Source organism: Zoogloea sp., from assembly GCF_028693495.1.
Taxonomy (GTDB): Bacteria; Pseudomonadota; Gammaproteobacteria; order Burkholderiales; family Rhodocyclaceae; genus Zoogloea.
In genome coordinates, this window is record NZ_JAQUVG010000006.1 from 44,181 (window position 1) to 64,543 (window position 20,363).

17 protein-coding genes and 1 pseudogene are annotated in these 20,363 nt (G+C 65.2%); 12 read left to right on the forward strand and 6 right to left on the reverse strand.

The window, feature by feature from the left end:
- Nucleotides 1–124: 124 nt before the first annotated feature.
- The 6 genes from PHD22_RS02215 (at nucleotide 125) to mnmC (ending at nucleotide 7,467) form a co-directional block, all read left to right on the forward strand.
- The gene (locus tag PHD22_RS02215; protein ID WP_299861684.1) at nucleotides 125–1,933 is read left to right on the forward strand and encodes a TonB-dependent receptor; all 1,809 of its coding nucleotides are present in this window, start codon (nucleotides 125–127) and stop codon (nucleotides 1,931–1,933) included.
- A 66-nt stretch (nucleotides 1,934–1,999) separates the two neighbouring features.
- The gene (locus PHD22_RS02220) at nucleotides 2,000–2,983 is read left to right on the forward strand and encodes an iron ABC transporter permease (RefSeq protein WP_299861687.1); all 984 of its coding nucleotides are present in this window, start codon (nucleotides 2,000–2,002) and stop codon (nucleotides 2,981–2,983) included.
- A complete protein-coding gene (locus PHD22_RS02225) occupies nucleotides 2,980–3,762 on the forward strand; it encodes an ABC transporter ATP-binding protein (protein WP_299861690.1) in 783 nt (260 codons plus the stop codon). Before PHD22_RS02220 ends, PHD22_RS02225 begins: the two co-directional genes overlap by 4 nt.
- A gap of 40 nt (nucleotides 3,763–3,802) precedes the next feature.
- On the forward strand, nucleotides 3,803–4,435 hold the full coding sequence (gene cobO / locus PHD22_RS02230) for a cob(I)yrinic acid a,c-diamide adenosyltransferase (RefSeq protein ID WP_299861693.1): 633 nt from the start codon (nucleotides 3,803–3,805) through the stop codon (nucleotides 4,433–4,435).
- An 82-nt stretch (nucleotides 4,436–4,517) separates the two neighbouring features.
- Entirely contained in the window at nucleotides 4,518–5,471 is a 954-nt protein-coding gene (locus PHD22_RS02235) for a D-2-hydroxyacid dehydrogenase (protein ID WP_299861696.1), read from the forward strand.
- 79 nt (nucleotides 5,472–5,550) lie between these two features.
- Complete coding sequence (gene mnmC / locus PHD22_RS02240; protein WP_299861699.1) at nucleotides 5,551–7,467, forward strand: bifunctional tRNA (5-methylaminomethyl-2-thiouridine)(34)-methyltransferase MnmD/FAD-dependent 5-carboxymethylaminomethyl-2-thiouridine(34) oxidoreductase MnmC; 1,917 nt, start codon at nucleotides 5,551–5,553, stop codon at nucleotides 7,465–7,467.
- An 18-nt stretch (nucleotides 7,468–7,485) separates the two neighbouring features.
- Here the strand turns inward: mnmC and PHD22_RS02245 are convergent, their stop codons facing one another.
- Entirely contained in the window at nucleotides 7,486–10,869 is a 3,384-nt protein-coding gene (locus PHD22_RS02245) for a DEAD/DEAH box helicase (RefSeq protein ID WP_299861702.1), read from the reverse strand.
- A gap of 77 nt (nucleotides 10,870–10,946) precedes the next feature.
- A complete protein-coding gene (locus PHD22_RS02250) occupies nucleotides 10,947–11,756 on the reverse strand; it encodes an NAD-dependent deacylase (protein ID WP_299861705.1) in 810 nt (269 codons plus the stop codon).
- Between the two features lie 122 nt (nucleotides 11,757–11,878).
- Between PHD22_RS02250 and PHD22_RS02255 the strand changes: the two genes are divergently transcribed.
- The 3 genes from PHD22_RS02255 to PHD22_RS02265 all read left to right on the forward strand — a co-directional run bounded on the left by PHD22_RS02255 (nucleotide 11,879) and on the right by PHD22_RS02265 (nucleotide 14,921).
- Nucleotides 11,879–12,712 (forward strand): class II glutamine amidotransferase, encoded by an 834-nt coding sequence (locus PHD22_RS02255; protein ID WP_299861708.1) that lies wholly within the window; start codon nucleotides 11,879–11,881, stop codon nucleotides 12,710–12,712.
- A gap of 129 nt (nucleotides 12,713–12,841) precedes the next feature.
- On the forward strand, nucleotides 12,842–13,285 hold the full coding sequence (locus PHD22_RS02260; RefSeq protein WP_299861711.1) for an HIT family protein: 444 nt from the start codon (nucleotides 12,842–12,844) through the stop codon (nucleotides 13,283–13,285).
- Between the two features lie 16 nt (nucleotides 13,286–13,301).
- Nucleotides 13,302–14,921, forward strand: coding sequence for a hypothetical protein (locus PHD22_RS02265; RefSeq protein WP_299861714.1), 1,620 nt, complete (start codon nucleotides 13,302–13,304; stop codon nucleotides 14,919–14,921).
- Nucleotides 14,922–14,972: 51 nt separating this feature from the next.
- Here the strand turns inward: PHD22_RS02265 and phoR are convergent, their stop codons facing one another.
- Both phoR and phoB read right to left on the reverse strand, forming a co-directional pair.
- Nucleotides 14,973–16,319: a phosphate regulon sensor histidine kinase PhoR gene (phoR, locus tag PHD22_RS02270; protein WP_299861717.1), complete on the reverse strand. Its 1,347-nt coding sequence runs from the start codon at nucleotides 16,317–16,319 to the stop codon at nucleotides 14,973–14,975.
- A gap of 4 nt (nucleotides 16,320–16,323) precedes the next feature.
- Nucleotides 16,324–17,034, reverse strand: coding sequence for a phosphate regulon transcriptional regulator PhoB (gene phoB, locus PHD22_RS02275; protein WP_299861720.1), 711 nt, complete (start codon nucleotides 17,032–17,034; stop codon nucleotides 16,324–16,326).
- 157 nt (nucleotides 17,035–17,191) lie between these two features.
- Here phoB and PHD22_RS02280 point away from each other — a divergent pair, with 157 nt between their 5' ends.
- Genes PHD22_RS02280 through PHD22_RS02290 form a run of 3 tightly spaced genes read left to right on the forward strand, consistent with a single transcriptional unit; the run spans nucleotide 17,192 to nucleotide 18,984 of the window.
- Nucleotides 17,192–17,617, forward strand: a complete 426-nt coding sequence (locus PHD22_RS02280) for a DUF971 domain-containing protein (RefSeq protein ID WP_299861722.1) — start codon at nucleotides 17,192–17,194, stop codon at nucleotides 17,615–17,617.
- 49 nt (nucleotides 17,618–17,666) lie between these two features.
- Nucleotides 17,667–18,404 (forward strand): bifunctional demethylmenaquinone methyltransferase/2-methoxy-6-polyprenyl-1,4-benzoquinol methylase UbiE, encoded by a 738-nt coding sequence (gene ubiE / locus PHD22_RS02285; protein WP_299861725.1) that lies wholly within the window; start codon nucleotides 17,667–17,669, stop codon nucleotides 18,402–18,404.
- A 7-nt stretch (nucleotides 18,405–18,411) separates the two neighbouring features.
- A complete protein-coding gene (locus PHD22_RS02290; protein ID WP_299861728.1) occupies nucleotides 18,412–18,984 on the forward strand; it encodes an SCP2 sterol-binding domain-containing protein in 573 nt (190 codons plus the stop codon).
- A 219-nt stretch (nucleotides 18,985–19,203) separates the two neighbouring features.
- Here PHD22_RS02290 and PHD22_RS02295 read toward each other — a convergent pair whose 3' ends face one another.
- Nucleotides 19,204–19,629, reverse strand: a complete 426-nt coding sequence (locus tag PHD22_RS02295; RefSeq protein WP_299861731.1) for a F0F1 ATP synthase subunit epsilon — start codon at nucleotides 19,627–19,629, stop codon at nucleotides 19,204–19,206.
- Between the two features lie 54 nt (nucleotides 19,630–19,683).
- Nucleotides 19,684–20,363: pseudogene (locus PHD22_RS02300) on the reverse strand (F0F1 ATP synthase subunit beta); the annotation flags it as partial.

Sequence of the window (20,363 nt, forward strand, 5' to 3'; positions counted from 1 at the left end):
CGGGGTGGTGGCGACGCGCGCGGCCATGGATCGTTCCAGCCTCCTCACGCCGTTTTCCTCCCCTGGCCTTCCAGAGCCAAGCCACCCGGCGGCGGGGACGCCACCGGGCCAGGGAGAAAAACCTATGAACATCCGTCTTTCCGCCATCACCCTCGCGGTGGCTGCCGTCCACCCCTTCAGCTCCACCATCGCGGCGCCTGCCGAACAGGCAACCGTCATCGTCACCGCAGCCCGTCAGGCCCAGCGCGCCGACGAGGCCCTGGCCGACATGACCGTCATCGAGCGGGAACAGATCGAGCGGGCCGGCCCCAGCTTCTCGCTGCCCGAACTCCTCGCCCGCCAGCCCGGCATCCAGATGAGCTCCAACGGCGGTCCGGGCAAGGCCACCGACATCTCCATGCGTGGCACCAATTCCAAGCACACCCTGTTCCTGGTGGATGGCATGCGGCTCGGCTCAGCGACCCTTGGAAGCGCTGCCTGGCAAGACATTCCCCTGTCCCAGATCGAGCGTATCGAGATCGTCCGCGGCCCGGCCTCCGCTCTCTACGGAGCCGATGCCATCGGCGGCGTCATTCAGGTGATCACCAAGAAGGGCAGTGGCGCTCCGAAGGTCAATGCCTTCGTCGGCGCCGGCAGCCATGGCACCCGGGAAGTCTCGGCCGGCGTGGCCGGTGGTACCGAGCAGATTTCCTACTCCCTGCGTGGGGGCTATTCCCAGACCGACAGCTTCAGCGCCCAGAACCGCAAGCTGAGCACCTACAACCGGGACAACGACCTGTACCGGAATGGTAACTTCTCCGGCAGCTTCGCCTGGCGCCCCACTGCCGGCCATGAGATCGGAGCCTCCGTGCTGTACGCCGAAAGCCGCTCCATGTATGACTCGGGCCGTACCTACAACAACTACAACAATGCCGCCCAGAGTGCCTGGAGCCTCTACAGCCGTAACCGCCTGAGCGAAGGCTGGGCCAGCACCCTGCGTTTCGGCCAGTCCATCGACGACTACGAAAACTTTGCCTCCTATGCCCCCCAGGGTGCAACGATCAAGACCACCCAGGAACAGCTGTCCTGGCAGAACGACATCCGCCTGCCCATCGGCAGCCTGCTGGCCGCCTACGAAAACCTGCACCAGAAGGCTGTCAATGAAGGCACCTTCGACGTCAGCCGGACCATCAACTCCTTCCTGCTGGGCTGGACAGCAAGCCTGGGAGCCCACAAGCTGCAACTGAACGCCCGTCACGACGACAACACCCAGTATGGCGGCAAGACCACCGGCTACGCCGGCTACGGCTACCAGATCAACCCCAGCCTGCGGATCCAGGGCAGCATCGCCTCGGCCTTCCGGGCACCCACCTTCAATGAGCTGTATTACCCGGGCTACGGCAATGCCGGGCTGAAGGCCGAGAGCGCCTACAACAAGGAAGTCAGCCTGCTGTGGGAAAAGGGTGGTCACAACCTGAGCGCCACCTACTACCGTAACCGGATCAGCAACCTGATCGCCAACGACCAGAACTTCATCCCCCAGAACGTGGCCAACGCCCGCCTTGAGGGCGTTACCCTGGGCTATGGTGGTCAGTGGGCCGGTTTCGACCTGAATGCCAGCGTGGACTTCCTCGATCCCAAGGATCTGGATACGGACAAACGCCTGCCGCGCCGGACCAACCAGTTCGCCAACCTGTCCATAAGCCGGCGCCTGCAAGCCCTCACCGTAGGTACCGAATGGCGCGGCTCCGGCAACCGCTACGACCGGGCGGGCGAGATCCGTCCCATGGGTGGCTACGGCATCCTGAACGCCTATGCCAAGTACGCCCTGACCCACGAGTGGGCGGTTGAAGGACGGGTCAACAACCTGCTCGACAAGCAGTACGAGACGGCCTACGGCTACAACACCCCCGGCGCAAACCTGTTCTTCGGCGTACGCTACGCGCCCAAATAAACCATGAGCGGAGGGACGATGGTCGAGGGTCAGCCCACAGCCGGGGCACGCACCGGGCAGGGCAGCATGAGACGGGTACGCAGCCGGGCCATCGCAGTACTGGGCGGTCTGCTGCTGGCCTCGCTGGCGGCCATGGCCTGGTCCCTGGCCGCCGGAGCAATGCCCATTGGTGCAGCCGACCTGTGGGCTGCGCTCTCCGGGGGCCAGGGCGGCATGGAGGCGGACATCGTCCGCACCCTGCGGCTCCCCCGGGCCGTCGCGGCCTTCGCCTGCGGCGGACTGCTGGCCCTGGCTGGCGCCCTGATGCAGGTCCTGCTCCGCAACCCGCTGGCCGACCCCTACGTGCTCGGCATTTCCGGTGGCGCCGCCGTGGGGGCGCTGGGCGCCATCCTCGCTGGCGCCACCGCAGGCTGGATCGACAGCGGCGCCTTCATTGGCGCCCTGGCCGCCACCCTGCTGGTGTTCGGACTGGCCCACGGCGACGGCTCCTGGACCCAGACCCGCCTGCTCCTCACCGGTGTCATCGTCGCTGCGGGCTGTGGCGCCGCCGTGGCACTGATGCTGAGCCTGGCCCCGGAAGGGCGGGTCAAGGGCATGCTGTTCTGGCTGATGGGAGATGCCTCCGGTGCCACCCGGCCCTGGCCAGCTCTGGCGCTGCTGGTGATCGGGCTGGCCGCCGCCATGCCGTTCTCCCGCGAACTCAATCTGCTGTCCCGGGGCGAAGTCACCGCCCGGGCTCTGGGAGTTCGCACCGGCCGCCTGCGCGGGCTGGTGTATGGCCTGGGTTCCCTGCTGACCGCCGTGGCCGTGACCACTGTGGGCTCGGTGGGCTTCGTCGGCCTGATCGTGCCCCACCTGGTGCGTCTGGCCATCGGCAACGACCAGCGCCTGCTGCTCCCCGCCGCCACCCTGGCAGGTGGCGTGCTGCTGTGCGCAGCCGACACGGCGGCACGCACCGTCGTGGCCCCGATCCAGTTGCCGGTGGGCGTGCTGACCGCCCTGATCGGCGTCCCCGTCTTCCTCTTCCTGCTGGCCAGGCATCCCCGATGAAGACGGATGCCCGCCCCCCGGTTCTCGCTGCCGACCGCCTGAGTGTTCAGGTGGGTCGACGGAACGTGGTCCACGATCTGGATTTCACCCTCCAGCCCGGCGACACCCTGGTGATCCTCGGGCGCAACGGTGCCGGCAAGACCACCCTGCTCCATACCCTGGCCGGCCTGCGCGACGTGGCAGGCGGCGATGTGCTGCTCTCGGGCCAGCCCTACGCCGCCTGGCCGCGGGGGCACGAGGCCTGCCTGCGCGGCCTGCTGGCGCAGAGCCAGCCGGATTTCTTCAGTGCCACGGTGCTCGAGACGGCCCTGGTCGGCCGCCATCCCTATTTAGGACGCTGGGACTGGGAAAGCCCGGAGGACGAGGCCATCGCCCTCGCCGCGCTGGCCACGCTGGGGCTGGACGGCTTTGCCGAGCGCCAGGTTCCTACCCTCTCGGGGGGAGAGCGCCAGCGCCTGGCGATTGCTGCCCTGCTGGTGCAGCAACCCCGCCTCTACCTGCTGGACGAACCCCTCGCCCACCTGGATCTGCACCACGAGATCGGCGTCCTTGATCACTTCCAGGCGCTGGCCAGATCGGGGGCGGGCATCGTCATGGTGCTCCACGACATCAATCTCACCGCCCGCTATGCCAGTCACGTGCTGCTGCTGGACGGCCAGGGGGGACATGAATTCGGCCCCGCCAGGGAAATTCTCACCGCCGAACGCCTGTCCCACGCCTATGGCCATCCCCTGCGGGCCATCCGGGACGGCAGCCAGACCCTGTTCCTGCCCTGCTAGACCGACCCAACACGCTTTCCCTACCCTTACCGAGAACCCCATGAGCGACCAGAACACTGCCACGTCTCCCACCGATCCGGAGCGCGACGCCCGCCACAAGAACCGCATGGAACGCAAGAAGGCCGTGGTGGATGCAGCCATCGCTGCTGCCACCGACCGGCGCGGCGTCCTGCTGGTCAACACCGGCAACGGCAAGGGCAAGTCCAGTGCTGCCTTCGGCGTACTGGCCCGGGCCATCGGGCACGGCATGAAGGTCGGCGTCGTGCAGTTCGTCAAGGGCCGTTCGGACACTGGTGAGGAAGCCTTCTTCCGCCGCCAGCCGGAAGTGAGCTGGCACGTGATGGGCGACGGCTTCACCTGGGACACCCAGGACCGCAGCGCCGACGTGGCCAGCGCCAAAGCTGGCTGGGAACAGGCTCGCGCCTTTCTGCAGGATCCCGACATCGGGCTGGTGGTGCTGGACGAGCTCAACATCGTCCTCAAGTATGCCTACCTGGATGTTCAGGCGGTGATCGCCGACCTCCAGGCCCGTCCGGCCATGCAGCACGTGATCGTGACCGGACGAGGCGCCCCCGACGCCCTCATCGAGGCCGCGGACACGGTGACCGACATGGGCGTGGTCAAGCACGCCTTCAAGGCTGGCATCGCCGCCCAGGCTGGGGTCGAGTTCTGAACCGGGGCGCAGGCAGGCCCCGAGAACCGGTGCAGGTCTACCTGGAGTAAGCTGGCCCCTCCTCCCTACCCACCCGACGCCCATGCACCGCATCGTCACCCTCGAATCCGGCGCCCTGATCGCCAGCGTGCGCCGTCCGGCCTTCCCTCACGACTGGGTCGAACACACAGCCACCCGCCAGGAGGAGGTCGCGGCCCGCCTGGCCGGAGCGACCATCGCCATCGTCAACAAGCGCCTGCTGACGGCGGAGATCATCACCGGGCTGCCCAGCCTGCAGATGGTCGCGATTGCCGCCACCGGCTACAACAACGTGGACCTGGAGGCCTGCCGGGCCCACGGCGTGGTGGTCTCCAACGTCCGCGGCTACGCCCGGGAGACGGTGCCCGAGCATGTCTTCGCCCTGCTCCTCGCCCTGTCCCGGCAGATCGGCCCGTTCCATCGTTCTGTCGCGGCAGGCCGCTGGCAGCGGAGCGCGCAGTTCTGCTATTTCGACTACCCGATCCGTGACCTGTCCGGCCAGACCCTGGCGATTCTCGGCAGCGGCGTGCTGGGCGAGGGCGTTGCACGCCTCGCCGAAGCCTTCCGCATGAAGGTGATCCGCGTCGAGCGCAAGGGCGCCGGGCAGCCGCGTGAAGGCTACGTGCCCTTCGAGGAAGCCCTGAGGGTGGCTGACATCCTCAGCCTGCACTGCCCCCTCGACGAGCGCACCCGGCACCTGATCGGCGCGACCGAGCTGGCGGCCATGAAACCCGGCGCCCTGCTCATCAACACGGCCCGCGGCGGACTGGTGGATGAGCAGGCGCTGGCCGAGGCCCTGCGTGCCGGGACCATCGGCGGTGCCGGCTTCGACGTGCTGTCCGAAGAGCCGCCCGGGGATAATCCCCTGCTGGCCCCGGACCTGCTGGAAGCCGGCAACTTCATCCTCACCCCGCACGTGGCCTGGTCCAGCGGGGACGCCATGCAGGCCCTCGCCGACCAGCTGACCGGCAACATCGAAGCCTTCGTGGCAGGCTCCCCCCGCAACCGGGTCGCCTGAAGGCAGCCTGTCCCGCCACAAGGCAGCGGCGCCCATCGTCCTGCTACCCTTGCGGCCCCGTGCTCACCTGCTGATCACCATGACTTTCCCTTCCCCCCTCGTGCCGGCCGACTTCCATCTCCAGGACGACGGCACACCCTACTCCCCCGTCTTCGACGACGTCTATCACACCACGTCCGGCGGTCTGGGCCAGGCCCGGCATGTCTTCCTGCAGGGCAACGGCCTGCCCGGGCGCTGGCAGGGGCGCGAGGCATTCACGATCCTCGAGACCGGATTCGGCCTGGGCCTGAACTTCCTGGCCACCTGGGAAGCCTGGCGGAGCGACCCCCTGCGCAGCCGGACACTGGATTTTATTTCGGTGGAAAAGCACCCGTTCCGCCGGGACGACCTGGCCCGCCTGCAGGCAGGGTGGCCCGGACTGGCCCCCCTGGCCGCCGAACTGCAGGACAAGTGGCCCCTGCTGGTACCCGGCACCCACCGCCTGGACCTGGACGGTGGCCAGGTCCGGCTGACCCTGATCCTCGGCGACGCACGGGAAGCCCTGCCCCGACTGGCGCTGCAGGCGGATGCATTCTTCCTGGATGGCTTCTCCCCAGCCCGCAACCCGGACCTGTGGTCCGAGGCAGTATTCTCCCAGCTCACCCGGCTGGCAGCTCCTGCGGCCACGCTGGCCACCTGGTCGGTCACCGGCCACGTCCGGCGCGGCCTGCAGGAGGCCGGTTTCCAGCTGGAACGCCAGCCGGGCTTCGGCGGCAAGCGGGAGATGCTGACCGGCCAGCGGCCCCAGGACGGCTCCCCCTCCCGCCCCGCCCCGCCACGCCACGCCATCGTCGTCGGCGCCGGCGTGGCCGGCACCTCCGTGGCTGAACGCTTAGCCGCCCGGGGATGGCGGATCACCCTCATTGATGCGGCCGACGGCCCCGGCCAGGGTGCCTCCGGCAACCGGGCCGGGGTCTTCCGTCCGCTCCCCAGCCTGGACGACAACCGCCTGGCCCGCCTGACCCGGGCCGGCTTCACCTACGGTCTGCAGCATCTGAAAGCCCTGGCCGACGCGGGGCATCCGGTCCGCTGGGAGGACTGCGGTGTCCTGCACCTGGCGCGGGACGAGAAACAGGAAAACAAGATGCGCAGCGTGGTGGACGCCCATGCCTACCCGGCGGACTACCTGCGCTACGTGAGCGCCGCCGACGCATCCGACCTGGCCGGATGGCCGGTGGAGCGGGGCGGCTGGCATTTTCCGTCCGGCGGCTGGATCCAGCCCCCCAGCCTGTGCAGGGCCAACCTCGCCCTGGGTGGCGAACGGATCACCGCCCACTTCGGACGCCCCCTCGCCCGCCTGGAACGGCAAGGGGACGACTGGGTCGCACTGGATCCGGACGCGGGCGAGATCGCCCGGGCAGCCATCCTGATCCTCGCCAACGGCACCGGCATCCGTGGCCTGCCCGAGGCCGCAGCCCTGCCCGTGCGTCCAGCCCGGGGACAGGTATCCCACCTGCCAGCCGACCCGGCCAGCCCGCCCCGGCTGGTGGTGTGCCGGAACGGCTACGTGAGCCCGGAAGTGGATGGCCTCCGCTGCGCCGGCGCCACCTTCCTGGCAGATGACGAAGGCACCGAACTACGCGAGGCGGAGCACCGGGAAAACCTGGAAAAACTCGACCTGATCCTGCCCGGCTACGCAGCCCCCTACGACCCGGCCAGCCTGGACGGGCGGGTGGGATTCCGCCCTGCATCCCCGGACCGGCTGCCCATGGTGGGGGCACTCCCCGCCGTGGCCAGCGCAGACAAGAGCACCCCCCTGGATACGATCCCCCGCCTGCCCGGCCTGCATGCGGTCTCTGGCTTCGGCGCCCGGGGGCTGGTGTGGGCCAGCCTGGTGGGCGAACTGCTGGCCAGCCAGCTCAACGGCGACCCCTTGCCCCTCGAACGGGACCTGGTGGACGCCATGGACCCGGCCCGCTACCTGCTAAAGCCTCCCCGGCCCGGGGTCCAGGAGTAAGCAGATTCCGCCGTCGCTCTAGGCCGCAGGGGTGGCCGCCTTGCGCGGGCGTCCGCGCCTGGCCGGTGCAGAGGAGGCATCCTCCCCACCTTTAACCTCCGGCAAGGGCGCCAGCAAGGTCTGGATGTCGGTCTCGCCGAATTTGACCGCGCCGGCCCGATCCTCCGACAGGATGCCCGCGGCCAGCTCAGCCTTCCTTTCCTGCAAGCCGAGGATCTTCTCCTCGATGGAGCCGGCCACCACCAGCTTATAGACGAACACCGCCTTGTCCTGCCCCAGCCGGTGCGCCCGGTCAGTGGCCTGGTTCTCGGCGGCGGGATTCCACCAGGGATCGTAATGGATCACCGTGTCGGCCGCGGTCAGGTTGAGCCCCACCCCACCGGCCTTCAGGCTGATCAGGAACACCGGCACAGCCCCCTCCTGAAAGGCCTTCACGGGGGCTTCCCGGTCACCGGTATCGCCGGTGAGGGTCACGTACTCGATGCGGCGGGTGGTGAGCTCCGCGGCGATCAGGGCCAGCATGGCGGTGAACTGGGAAAACACCAGTACCTTCCGCCCCTCCTCCACCAACTCCGGCAGCATGTCCATCAATAAGCCCAGCTTGGCCCGCTCCCGGACCTTGAGGGCAGCCTCGGTCTTCAGCAGGCGGGGGTCGCAGCATACCTGGCGCAGCTTGAGGAGGGCATCCAGGATGACGATCTGGCTGCGGGCAAATCCCCGGGCGGCAATCTCGTCGCGGACCTTCTTGTCCATGCTGATCCGTACCGTCTCGTAGAGATCCCGCTGCCGGCCCTCCAGCTCGACCGTGCGCACGACCACCGTCTTCGGTGGCAGCTCGGTGGCCACCTGCTCCTTGCGCCGGCGCAGGATGAAGGGGGCAATGCGCCGGGCCAGCAGATCGCGCCGGACCGTATCCCCGTGCTTCTCGATGGGCGTCCGCCAGCGGGCGGTGAAGTCCTTGGCCTCCCCGAGAAAGCCCGGCAGCAGGAAGTCGAACTGGCTCCACAGCTCGCCCAGGTGATTCTCGAGGGGCGTGCCGGTCAGGCACAGCCGGTGTTGCGCCTTCAGGATGCGCACCACCTGCGCTGCCTGGCTGGCGGCGTTCTTGACAGTCTGGGCCTCATCGAGAATGAGGGAGTGGTACTCATGAGCCGCCAGCTGCTCCCGGTCCCGCCACAGCAGGGGATAGGTGGTGAGGCAGACATCATGTTCGGGAATCCGGGCGAAAGCCTCGGCCCGGGCCTTGCCCCGCAGGCTCAGCACCTTGAGGGCCGGCGCGCAGCGCTCGGCCTCCCGCTGCCAGTTGAACACCAGGGAAGTGGGAAGCACCACCAGGGCTGGCTTGCCCAGGCGCCGGCCACGCTTCTCGGTGAGCAGGTGGGCAAGGGTCTGGGCGGTCTTGCCGAGCCCCATATCGTCAGCCAGGATGCCGCCCAATTCGTGCTTGCGCAGGTGCTGGAGCCAGGCCAGTCCCTCCAGCTGGTAGGGGCGGAGATCCATCGCGAAGCCCTTCGGGGCGGACACCGCCTTGACCCGCTCCACGCCCCGGATACGCTTGACCCACTCCTCCAGCTTGCCCATGCCCCTGGCCTGCCACCCCTTGCCCAGCCCGTCGGCCAGGCGAGGGGCATCCAGCAGGGAAATCCTCAAGGATGGGGAAGGACTGTCGAACAGGTCCACCAGGGTCCGCGCCAGCGGCTTCACCCGCTCGGCCGCCAGGGCCACCCGGTCCCCGTCGTCGAGCTGCACGATGATCTGGCTGTCGTCGGCAATCGCGTCGATCTGGCGGGGATCCAGCCAGCGGGGATCCTGGCGGAAGACCGCGTGGAGCATGGGTGCCAGATCCACCCGGCGCCCCTCCACCTCGACACCCAGGGCCACCTCTAGCCAGCCCTCGTCGCCGTCCTCGATACTCACCTCCCAACCGCTGGCCACCAGTACCCGGTGACGGAAATCCCTGGGCGCATCGATGCGCCAGCCTCCTTCCTGAAGGGCAGGAGCCGTCAAGGCAAAGAAATGGGCCCAGTGGTCTTCACTTTCCAGACCATAAAGCCCCTCGGTGAGGGTGCCAGGACTGATCAGCCAGCCCCGCTTGAGAGGCAGAAAGCCCGCCTGCTGAAACGCCTTCCAGGCTCGCGCCTCGGCTTCCAGGTCCCGCTTGACCCGCACGGCGCGGCCGTCGGGCAGGGTCGCCAGTGCCCCTGTGCTGCCTGCCTCGAAGCGAGCTTCGTCGTAACAGAAGAAGGGGGTCGCCACGTCGTATTCACGGCCACCGAAATCCGCGGGATACCCCCGGTGCTGACGCCAGCTCCAGCAGTACAGGGTGGTCAGGGAAAGCACCGGCTGACACGGACTTTCAATCAGGGGGAGCGCGGCACGCGTATCTCCCTGGGGGGACGGCAGTTCGGGCGCGACATCGGCCAGGGCACTGGTGACCACCGGCAGCTCGGTCCGCGAGAGCGGTGGCAGGGTCAGCAGCTCGGTGACGACCGGAGCCTGATCGATGCTGACCGGCCCCACCTCCCCCGCCGTGAAATCGAAATAGGCCAGGGGCAGGGTACGGATCACCAGACTGGCGGAAGGCTCCACCCGTACCTGGGGGCAGACGCCCTGGTCCCCGGGTTGCCAGACGAGCCTTCCGGGCCGGCTCCCCCCCAGGTTCAGACGCTGCAGGCGCCCCCCTTCCGTCTCCTGCAGGTACGTACGGCCGGTACGGACCGCACTTTCGAGCAGCGCCATGCCCGGCGCCCCAAGCAACTCCGGACGGCCATAACCGCCAGTGCGCCGGTTGATCCCCCGCAACAGGCGGAATACCTGGAGATCGTCCTCCCGGACAAAACCGGGAGGACGCAGCAAGGCCTGCTCGTAGTTGTACCATTCGCTGGCCGCACCTGAAGGCACATCATCAGCGCTCATCCGGGCCTTCAGCAGGCTCAGGTCCACCTCCTGTCCCTGGGCGGTCGCGACAGGCGTGAGGAGATACAGGATGGCCTCCCTGGAGGGCGCTGCCTTGCGGGTGGGCTTGCCGGCCTTGTCGACGCGCTCCCGAAGGCCCTTGGCCCAGGCAAGCACTTCGGCCCGGGGCTTGTCCACCAGGGCGCCGGGACGCCGGGACGCCAGGATCAGGGCCACCGCATGCTTGCACCGGTTTCCTACCGGACAGCTGCAGCGGGTCGCCAGCTCCAGGGTGCATTCACCGAAGAAATCCCGGCGGTCGACACGCACGCTGACCCGATAGGGAACGGGCTCGGTCCCCTGGACAAGACCCTGGATCTGATGGCCGGCTGTTTCGATGTTGCGCACCCGGCCCACATAGGTGCGCCCCTTGGCCAGGGCATGGGCCGAGAACAATTCACGCAGCAGGGTATCGTCAAGCTGGGCGAGGATGCGGGAGAATTCCATGCCGTCATGGTTCCAGGGGAAAAGGCTGGCGATTTTAGCGCTCCTGCGGCAGTGCAGCGAGAAACGTCTATCCGCCCTCAACCACGGGCATCCCGACCGCAGTCCAAGCTATAGCCGGCAGCATCCAGCATTGCCGGCAGGGCTTCGGCAGCCCTCATTTTCAGGCACACCCGGACCTGTTCACTCAGAGGGGTGTGCCCTGGATTGATCTCGATGGTAGGAATGCCCTTATCCACAGCCCAGACCACCGGCCCGGCAATATAGGGAAAGGCGCTGCCCGTGCCCACCGAAACGATCAGGTCAGGACCCGCCTCCAGCACCGTCTGGTAGCGGTGCACCGCGGCATCGGGGAGGCTTTCCCCAAACAGGACCACATCCGGCCGCAACAGACCGCCGCAATAGGGGCACTCCGGGGGAATCTCCAGACCCGCATAACTGCTCACCTGGCGTGCCCGGCCGCAGTCCACACAGCGCAGCCGGCGCAGGGTTCCGTGCATCTCGATCACGTCCCGGGAGCCTGCCTCCAGATGAAAGCCATCCACATTCTGGGTGAGGACGGTAACCTGTCCATGGAGCGCCTCCAGCCGGGCGATTGCATAATGGCCCGGATTGGGCCTGGCCCCCCGGCAGCTGGATTCGATCTGGGACAGAAAACGCCAGGTAATGTCGGGCCTTTCCCGGAACATCGCACCGGAGAGAGCCTGTTCGATGGGCAAGCCGATATCCGTGTGGGCATCCTCGTACAGCCCCCCCACCCCCCGGTAGGTCGGCAAGCCGGAATCTGCGGACAGGCCAGCCCCTGTAATGAAAAGAATGCGCTGCGCAGCATTCAGAAGACGCCCCGCGGCAGCAATCCCAGCGGCCTGATCGGATAAGCTTGTGTTCATGATGAAATCCCTCTCGGACCACGTCCGGGGAATGAAAGGGTGCCGCCCGGAAAGGCGCACCGGACAAGCTTGAATTGTGACCGCTAAAACGATCTTCAGCCACACAGGAAATCCGGATCACCATGTGCCAACTACTGGGAATGAACTGCAACACCCCCACCGACATCTGTTTTTCCTTTGCCGGCTTCCAGGCCCGAGGCGGTCTGACGGACATCCACGGGGACGGATGGGGGATCGCCTTTTTCGAGGGACGGGGGGTTCGGGTCTTTCTGGACCCCCAGGCCAGCAGCGTCTCGCCGGTGGCCGAGCTGGTACGCCATTACCCTATCCACTCCCTCAATGTGATCGCGCACATCCGCAAGGCTACCCAAGGCACGATCAGTCTGGAAAACACCCATCCCTTCCAGCGGGAATTGTGGGGCCGCTACTGGGTGTTTGCCCACAACGGGAACCTGAAGGACTTTCGGCCCCAGCTGGAAGGAGAGTTCACACCCGTCGGCCAGACCGATTCGGAGCGGGCCTTCTGCCATCTGATGGAATCCCTGCGTCGGCGCTTCCCGGGGGGCGAACCCGCCCTGGAGCCGCTGTTTGCGGCCGTACGGGAGATCGCAACCGAAATCGGTCAGCACGGAGAGTTCAACTTCCTGCTCTCCAACGGCACCTGCCTTTTTGCCCACTGTGCCTCACGGCTCACCTACATCGTACGCCAGGCGCCCTTCGACAAGGCCCACCTGAAGGATCAGGACGTCACCGTGGACTTCAGCACCCTCACGTCTCCCGGTGACCGGGTCGCCGTCGTGGCCACCACCCCACTGACTGACAATGAAACCTGGGCGCCCATCCCGCCAGGCACCCTGAAGCTCTTTGTCGATGGCACCCCCGTGGATCTCGGTCCCTCGGACACCTGCCCGTTCCACCGTCCAGAGAGCTCCAGCACCGGGTTGCAAAAGGATTGAGTTCATTGCTTCTGGGTATATTCAATCCCGATGAAGGCCACCGCATCAGACACCTTCGGTATACACACATAATCCGGATTCATCCGGGCTAGAATCCTGCTGTATCGCTCACTGTTCTCGAGATCATCCATGCCGAATCCTGCCCCGAAAGACTGCCCCCTGTGTTTCCCTGAACACGAGACCGTGCTCTGGCAGGACGCCAGCTGTCGGGTCATACAGGTTGCAGACGAGGACTACCCTGGCTATTGCCGCCTGATCTGGAACAATCACGTGGCCGAGATGAGCGATCTGACGCCATTCGAGCAACGCCACTGCTTCAACATCCTGATGGCCGTCGAAGTTGCGGTACGCGAATGCTTCCAGCCCGACAAGATCAACCTGGCCAGCTTCGGCAATATGGTGCCCCACCTGCACTGGCACGTGATTCCCCGCTACCTGGAAGACCGTCACTTCCCCCAACCCATCTGGGGTCAAACCCAGCGGAAGGGACTACCCTCCCCGGCACCGGCGGTCGATACCGCTCACCTGGCTACGGCCATCCGTAATGCGATTGCCGAACAGATTGCCGGCTGAAACGCAAGGACTCCCCATGACGGACAGCCTCCCTAGCTTCACAGAACTTCGCAGTATCGAGCAGTACCGCAAGCTGCTGCGCACGCTCCACACCCTCAGCGCAACAGAAAGTCACACGACCCTGGTCCGCATGCTGGAGGGACTGCTGGCCAGTCCCCTGGGCCCGGAGGAGCAGCTTGAGGTACTGGAATCGGCGCGCCAGACCATTACTTTTGTGCAGCACGAGATATCGTCCCGCTACGCGGCCCACCCGCTGCCGCCCGATAGCGCCGAGGATGCCACCCTGCGCCAGGTGGTACGCCTGTGGACGGCCCTCAGCACCGCCTATGCGCGCCTCTCCGAGCGCAGCAGTGGCAAGGGAGGGGACGATTTCCGGGCTCAGTGGCCCCTGCTTGCCCAGCGGCGCATCCAGTACCTGGGCCAGATCATCATCGAATATTTCCGCGCCCGTAGGGCCGAGCCTCCGGGAGCCTGGAAGGCGGTCCACGCCGCTTACCTGGAAGCCGAGAAGGCTGGGGTCGCCCACAGCCGGGTGATTGACCCCCTCAACAATACCTGGAAGGCCCAGAGTCCGGACGAAGCGTACATCGCCCTGCTTCTGGTGGACCTGACCAATCCCTACGGTCGGGATCAGCGGGAACTGCACTGGATCTGTCGCTGGGCACAGCGCTTTGCCCCCTACTGCATCATGCAGACTGAATGGGAACAGGACGATGACCGGGCTTACGGACTCGATGCCAATGAAGACCACGGTTTGCGCCCGATCGCCCTGATCGGCCCGCGTCCCGGGATGCGACGCTTCGATGGCCATCAGCTGGCCGCTCAGATCAAGGCCATGCTGACCGAGTTCAAGCAAGGTACCACCCCCGCCTCCCTTGGGCTGGGGGATGACTGCGTACAGCCTGCCTGTGCACGGCTTCTGGTCTCCCTCTACCGTCCCTGGGGCATGTCAGCAGCGGGACGGCGTTTTCCACGGCGACCCAAGCGGGGCGGCAACAAGGTATGCACCGACTGGGACTCCATCGGTCTGCTGGTATCGGGGAAGGAGTTCATCCCTCCGAATCAGCGCCAGATCCAGGGGAGCAGCTACGACATCAATGTCATCACCTTCGGAGGACGGGCTGAAGAAGTGGATCCGGCCCTGATCACCGACCCTGAAGCCGAGGTCAGACGGCGAGGCCACAGCATCGACGAGTGGCTGATCCTGGACCACTCGGTATCGGGCTTCCGGATGCAGCGCAAGCATCCGGTGGAACGCATCGAACATCATCAACTGATCGGCCTCAAGCCCAGTGATGGCACTCAATACCTGCTTGGTCAGGTGAGCTGGCTGATGTACGAGCCGGATGGCACCCTGCTGGCAGGCATCCATCTGCTGGGCGGTCTGCCCACTGCGGTAGCCATCCGGGGAGCAGGTATCAATGTGACCCACAGCAGTCCCTACAGCCAGGGCTTCATGCTGCCGGAAGTGGCCGCCATGCGTGCTCCGGCAACCATCATCCTGCCGGGCAACAGCTTCCATGCGGACCGCGTTCTGGAGGTGCACGGAAGCCACGCCATGCAGCTCCGCCTGACCAGCCTTGTGACCCGGGGGGCCAATTTCGACCAGGCTACCTACGAAGTCGTTTCCCGATAAGCCAGGCAGGGACTCGCGACGCCGGATGGCGTCGCACACCCACAGGAGCGTTCAGCTCGCCAGACGGCGTGCCGGAAAGCAGGCTGCAAAACGGCTGCCCTTGCCGGGCTGACTCTCGATCAGGAGATCCCCCTGGTGGCGGCTCAGCACATGCTTGACGATGGCAAGGCCCAGGCCGGTTCCACCGGTCTCCCGGGATCGTCCTCTATCCACCCGGTAAAAACGCTCGGTCAGACGGGGAAGATGCTCGGGCGCAATACCGATCCCGTCATCCTCCACGGCATACTCCACCAGTGAACCGCGCTGGCGCCAGCTGATCCGGATATGCCCGCCAGCAGGGGTGTAACGTATCGCATTGATCGCCAGATTGGCAAAGGCACTGTGAAGCTCCTTGGCGTTGCCAAGCAAGCGCGCCGGGGTGGAACAATCCAGCTCGATGGTATGACGTCCGGCGGACACCACCTCCGCCTCCTGACGGATTTCCTCCAGCAGACCGGGCACATCCACCGGCTCTTCCTGCAGTATCGGCGCACCAGCCTCCAGGGCAGACAATGCCAGGAGATCCTGGATGAGCCGCTGCATCCGACCCGCCTGCTCCGAAGCCAGCTCCAGGTAATGACGGATATCCTCCTTGTCCATATCGTCGAGGCCATCCGTGACCATTTCAAGGAAACCACTGACCACCGTCAGGGGTGTACGCATTTCATGGGAAACGTTGGCCACGAAATCACGCCGCATGGATTCCAGGCGCTCACCCTGGGTGATGTCCTCGGACATCAGCAGACGCATGTCTTCACTGAAGGGCACCACATGGACCATCAGCGTCCGGGACACCGGGCGCCCGATCGTCAGGGTCAGCGGGGTGCCGTACTGCCCTTTCTCCAGGTAATGCACGAAATCCGGCTGGCGGACGATATTGGTCACCGCAGCCCCCTGATCGCGGCGCTGGTCAAGGCCGAAATGCTGCTCGCCCTGACGGTTCACCCATTCAATGGCATTGGTTTCCGAGAGGAACAACAGGCCATGGGGCATGGCCTGGCTGGCCTGGCGGAAACGCTCCAGGGCTGCCGACAGACGCTCCTGCCGGTGGCTGGCGCTGCGCGCCCGGCTGTTGACATCAGCGAAGACGTTGTCCCACAGTCCGAAGGCCCTCGGCAGGGGCGCCGCCGCCTCCACCGGAGTACGCAGCCAGCGCACCAGCTTGAACAGGTTGTTGACGTGATAGGCACCCGCCAGCAGCAGACAACCGCAAAAGGCCAGCAGGGCCGGAACCAGTCCGAAGAAGATGCCGACGCCCGCCGAAAGCAGCAGGATCAGTGCAAGAACCGTGAAAACGGCAGCCAGGATATAACTGATCGGGCGGATGAGCACCACCCCTTGGGGAGACGGATTGGGCACCGGATTATCTCACGGCAGCGGGAGTTTCCTGCTGGATGGAAAAGCGGTACCCGCTGCCCCGGACAGTCTGAACCAGACTGTCATGATGGCTGGGCTCCAGCGCACAGCGCAGGCGGCGGATATGCACATCCACCGTCCGCTCCTCGACGAACACGTGATCACCCCACACCTGATCGAGCAACTGGGCACGGGAGTGTACCCGCTCCGGGTGGGTCATCAGGAAATGCAGCAGCCGGAATTCAGTAGGACCGACAGTGACCGGCTGTCCGCCCGCCGTGAGCCTGTGGGTCGCCGGGTCCAGCCGCAGACCACCCACCTCCACCGGATCCTCGGTGGTTTCCGGAGCTCGACGGCGCAGCACGGCCTTGATCCGGGCAACCAGCTCCCGAGGTGAAAAAGGCTTGGTGATATAGTCATCTGCACCGGCTTCAAGCCCCAGCACCTTGTCCTGCTCTTCTCCCCGGGCCGTCAGCATGATCAGGGGAATGCTGCGAGTGCGCTCCTCGGCACGCAGGCGGCGGGCAAACTCGACCCCAGACATGGCGGGCAGCATCCAGTCCAGAAGGATCAGATCGGGCAGCGCGTCCCGTACGATGCGCTGGGCTGTTTCAGCATCGCCGGCCTTGACCACATGGTGCCCCGCCCGCGTCAGGTTGGCGGCAATGAGTTCCTGGATCGCGGGCTCGTCTTCAACGAGCAGGATGGTGGCGGGCATGAAAACCTCGATGGATAGGATGTTCGGACGCCGGCAGTGTATTTCAGCAATTTGAAGCTTTGATGACAGCTCACGTAGGGCTCGAAGCCCTCTTCAGGGCGACGAGGCTCGCTTCTAGTATCATGCACGGATTGTGCATCATCACCACGGAGTTCCCATGGCCGGTCTTCGCAAGGACGATCCTGTTCCCACCGAAATCAAGTTGCACCAGAAATCCCGCATCATGGAAGTTGCATTCGATGACGGCCAGCGCTTCTCGTTCACCTACGAGTTCCTCCGGGTATTTTCTCCCTCGGCCGAGGTGAGGGGGCACGGGGCAGGCCAGGAGACTCTCCAGCAGGGCAAGCGGGACGTGGACATCAGCCAGGTCGAGCCGGTGGGTAACTATGCGATCCGCCCGGTGTTCTCGGATGGTCATGACAGCGGTCTTTATTCCTGGGACTACCTCCACGACATCGGGGAGCAGCAGGAAGCCCTCTGGCAAACCTACCTGCTGCGCCTGGCCGAAGCAGGAGGCACCCGGGATCCTGCAGAGCTCCCTCCCCCAGCCCCCAAGACCGGCGGTTGCGGCCACCATCACTGAACACCTGCCTGGCCCTGGGGCCGGCCAACTGACTTCGATCCTCCAGATCATGAACGACAAGACTACCCATTTCGGCTTCCAGAAGGTTGCCGAGTCCGAGAAAGCCAGCAAGGTGCGTGGCGTCTTCTCATCCGTTGCCAGCAGCTACGATGTAATGAATGACCTGATGTCCTTCGGACTTCATCGTCTGTGGAAAGCCTTTACGGTACAAATTGCCGGCGTACGTAAAGGGGATCGGGTGCTCGACGTGGCAGGCGGGACCGCCGACCTGTCTCTGGCCTTCGCCAAAAAGACCGGACCCACCGGTCAGGTCTGGCTAACCGACATCAACCATGCCATGCTCTCCCGGGGACGCGACCGAGTGGTGGACAATGGCCTCCTTCTTCCGGTTGCCCAGTGTGATGCCGAACAGTTGCCCTTCCCCGACGATTATTTCGACGTGGTCACCGTGGCCTTCGGCTTGCGTAACATGACCCACAAGGACGCTGCCATCGCCGAGATGCGCCGGGTCCTGAAGCCTGGTGGACGTCTGCTGGTGCTGGAATTCTCCAAGGTATGGAAGCCGATGGCACCAGCCTACGATTTTTACTCCTTCAAGTTGCTGCCCTTGATGGGAGAGAAGGTAGCCAGGGATGCCGACAGCTACCGCTACCTGGCTGAAAGCATCCGCATGCATCCGGATCAGGAATCCCTCAAGGCATTGATGGAAGGAGCGGGTCTGTCCCGCGTGGAGTACTTCAACATGACCGCCGGGGTGGTCGCCCTTCACCGGGGCTACAAGCTTTAAGCCGCAGATGATGCTGACATCTGCCACCATCGTCTCCCTGAACAGCCTGCTTGCCGACGCCCCCTGGGCTCGGCAGAAGCTGATGCCCTTCGCTGGACGTAACGCCATGCTCAGCCTGGAACCCCTGAACATTGGTCTGGGCATAGACGGTGACGGCTATTTCACAGAAGCAGCCGGCAGCGAGGCAGACGTGCAACTGGTGCTGCCTCTGGCCAGCCTGCCCAAGCTGCTGAGCGGACCAGACGCACTGATGGCCGACATCCGTATCAGTGGTAATGCCGACTTCGCTGACGCCCTGGGCTTCGTGCTGCGCAAGCTGCGCTGGGATGGGGAAGAGGCACTGTCGAGGATCATCGGCGATATCGCCGCCCGCAGGGCAGTCCTAACCGGACGGAGCCTGGTCCATTGGCACCTTCAGGGTGCCCGCAGTGTGGTAGAGAACCTCAGCGAATATTTAAGCGAGGAACAGCCCCTGCTGGTCAAACGCAACGCCCTGGAAGACCTGGCAGGCGCCGTGGCCGATCTCAGGGATGACCTGGCCCGCCTGGAAAAACGTCTGGGCAAACTCAAGAATCACTGAGGGTCATCCTTGCGCCCGGGCACACTGGGCAACCGGCTCACACCCAAGCCTCATCGAGATACCCTCCTCCGGACGCCACTGCCTGGATTCCATCTGGCCGATAGGCCACTCTTCAGTAGAGAACTTGCCCCTCCCGGCAGGAGCCCCTCCGGATGCAGCAAGACAAAAGGGGCAGCCCCTGAGGTCTGCCCCTTTTTTTGCTGCAGCGACTCGACTCGCTCAGTGACCGCGCTTCTTCAGCTTGCCGATTGCCGCGATCTGGGCCAGTGCAGAAGCCAGTTCGGACTGAGCCCGCGCATACTCCAGGGCAGAGCCCTGATTCTGCAGAGCTTCTTCCGCCAGGCGCTTGGCTTCCAGAGCCTTTGCCTCATCCAGATCATGACCACGGATGGCGGTATCCGCCAGCACCGTAACCAGATTCGGCTGGACTTCGAGCAGACCGCCAGCCACAAAAACCAGCTCTTCTTCAGCCTGGTTCTGGACCTTGACGCGCACAGCACCCGGCTTGATACGGGTCATCAGCGGCATGTGTCCGGGCAAAATGCCGAGCTCTCCGGATTCGCCGGGAAGTGCCACAAACTCGGCCAGACCGGAGAAGATCTGCTCTTCCGCGCTGACGATATCCACGTGAATGGTCATTGCCATAGTTTCCTCCTCAAACCGGTGGCGCTAGGCGCCGCCGGGCGATGGTCGCATTGATCAGAGGGTCTTCGCTTTTTCGAAGGCCTCTTCAATCGGGCCGACCATGTAGAAGGCCTGCTCGGGCAGATGGTCACACTCACCAGCCACGATCATCTTGAAGCCCTTGATCGTTTCCTTCAGGGGGACGTACTTGCCGGGAGAACCGGTAAACACTTCCGCCACGAAGAACGGCTGGGACAGGAAACGCTGGATTTTCCGGGCGCGGGAAACAAGCAGCTTGTCTTCCGGAGCCAGTTCGTCCATACCCAGAATCGCGATGATGTCGCGCAGTTCCTTGTAACGCTGAAGGGTCTGCTGAACACCACGAGCGGTGTTGTAGTGCTCTTCACCCACCACCAACGGATCAAGCTGACGGGAGGTGGAGTCGAGCGGATCCACAGCCGGGTAGATACCCAGGGAAGCGATGTCACGCGACAGCACGACGGTCGAATCCAGGTGGAGGAAGGTCGTGGCCGGAGACGGATCGGTCAAGTCATCCGCAGGCACATACACGGCCTGGATGGAGGTGATCGAGCCCACCTTGGTGGAGGTGATCCGCTCCTGCAGACGACCCATTTCTTCGGCCAGCGTCGGCTGGTAACCCACCGCAGACGGCATACGACCCAGCAGCGCGGACACTTCGGTACCGGCCAGGGTGTAGCGGTAGATGTTATCCACGAAGAACAGGATGTCACGAC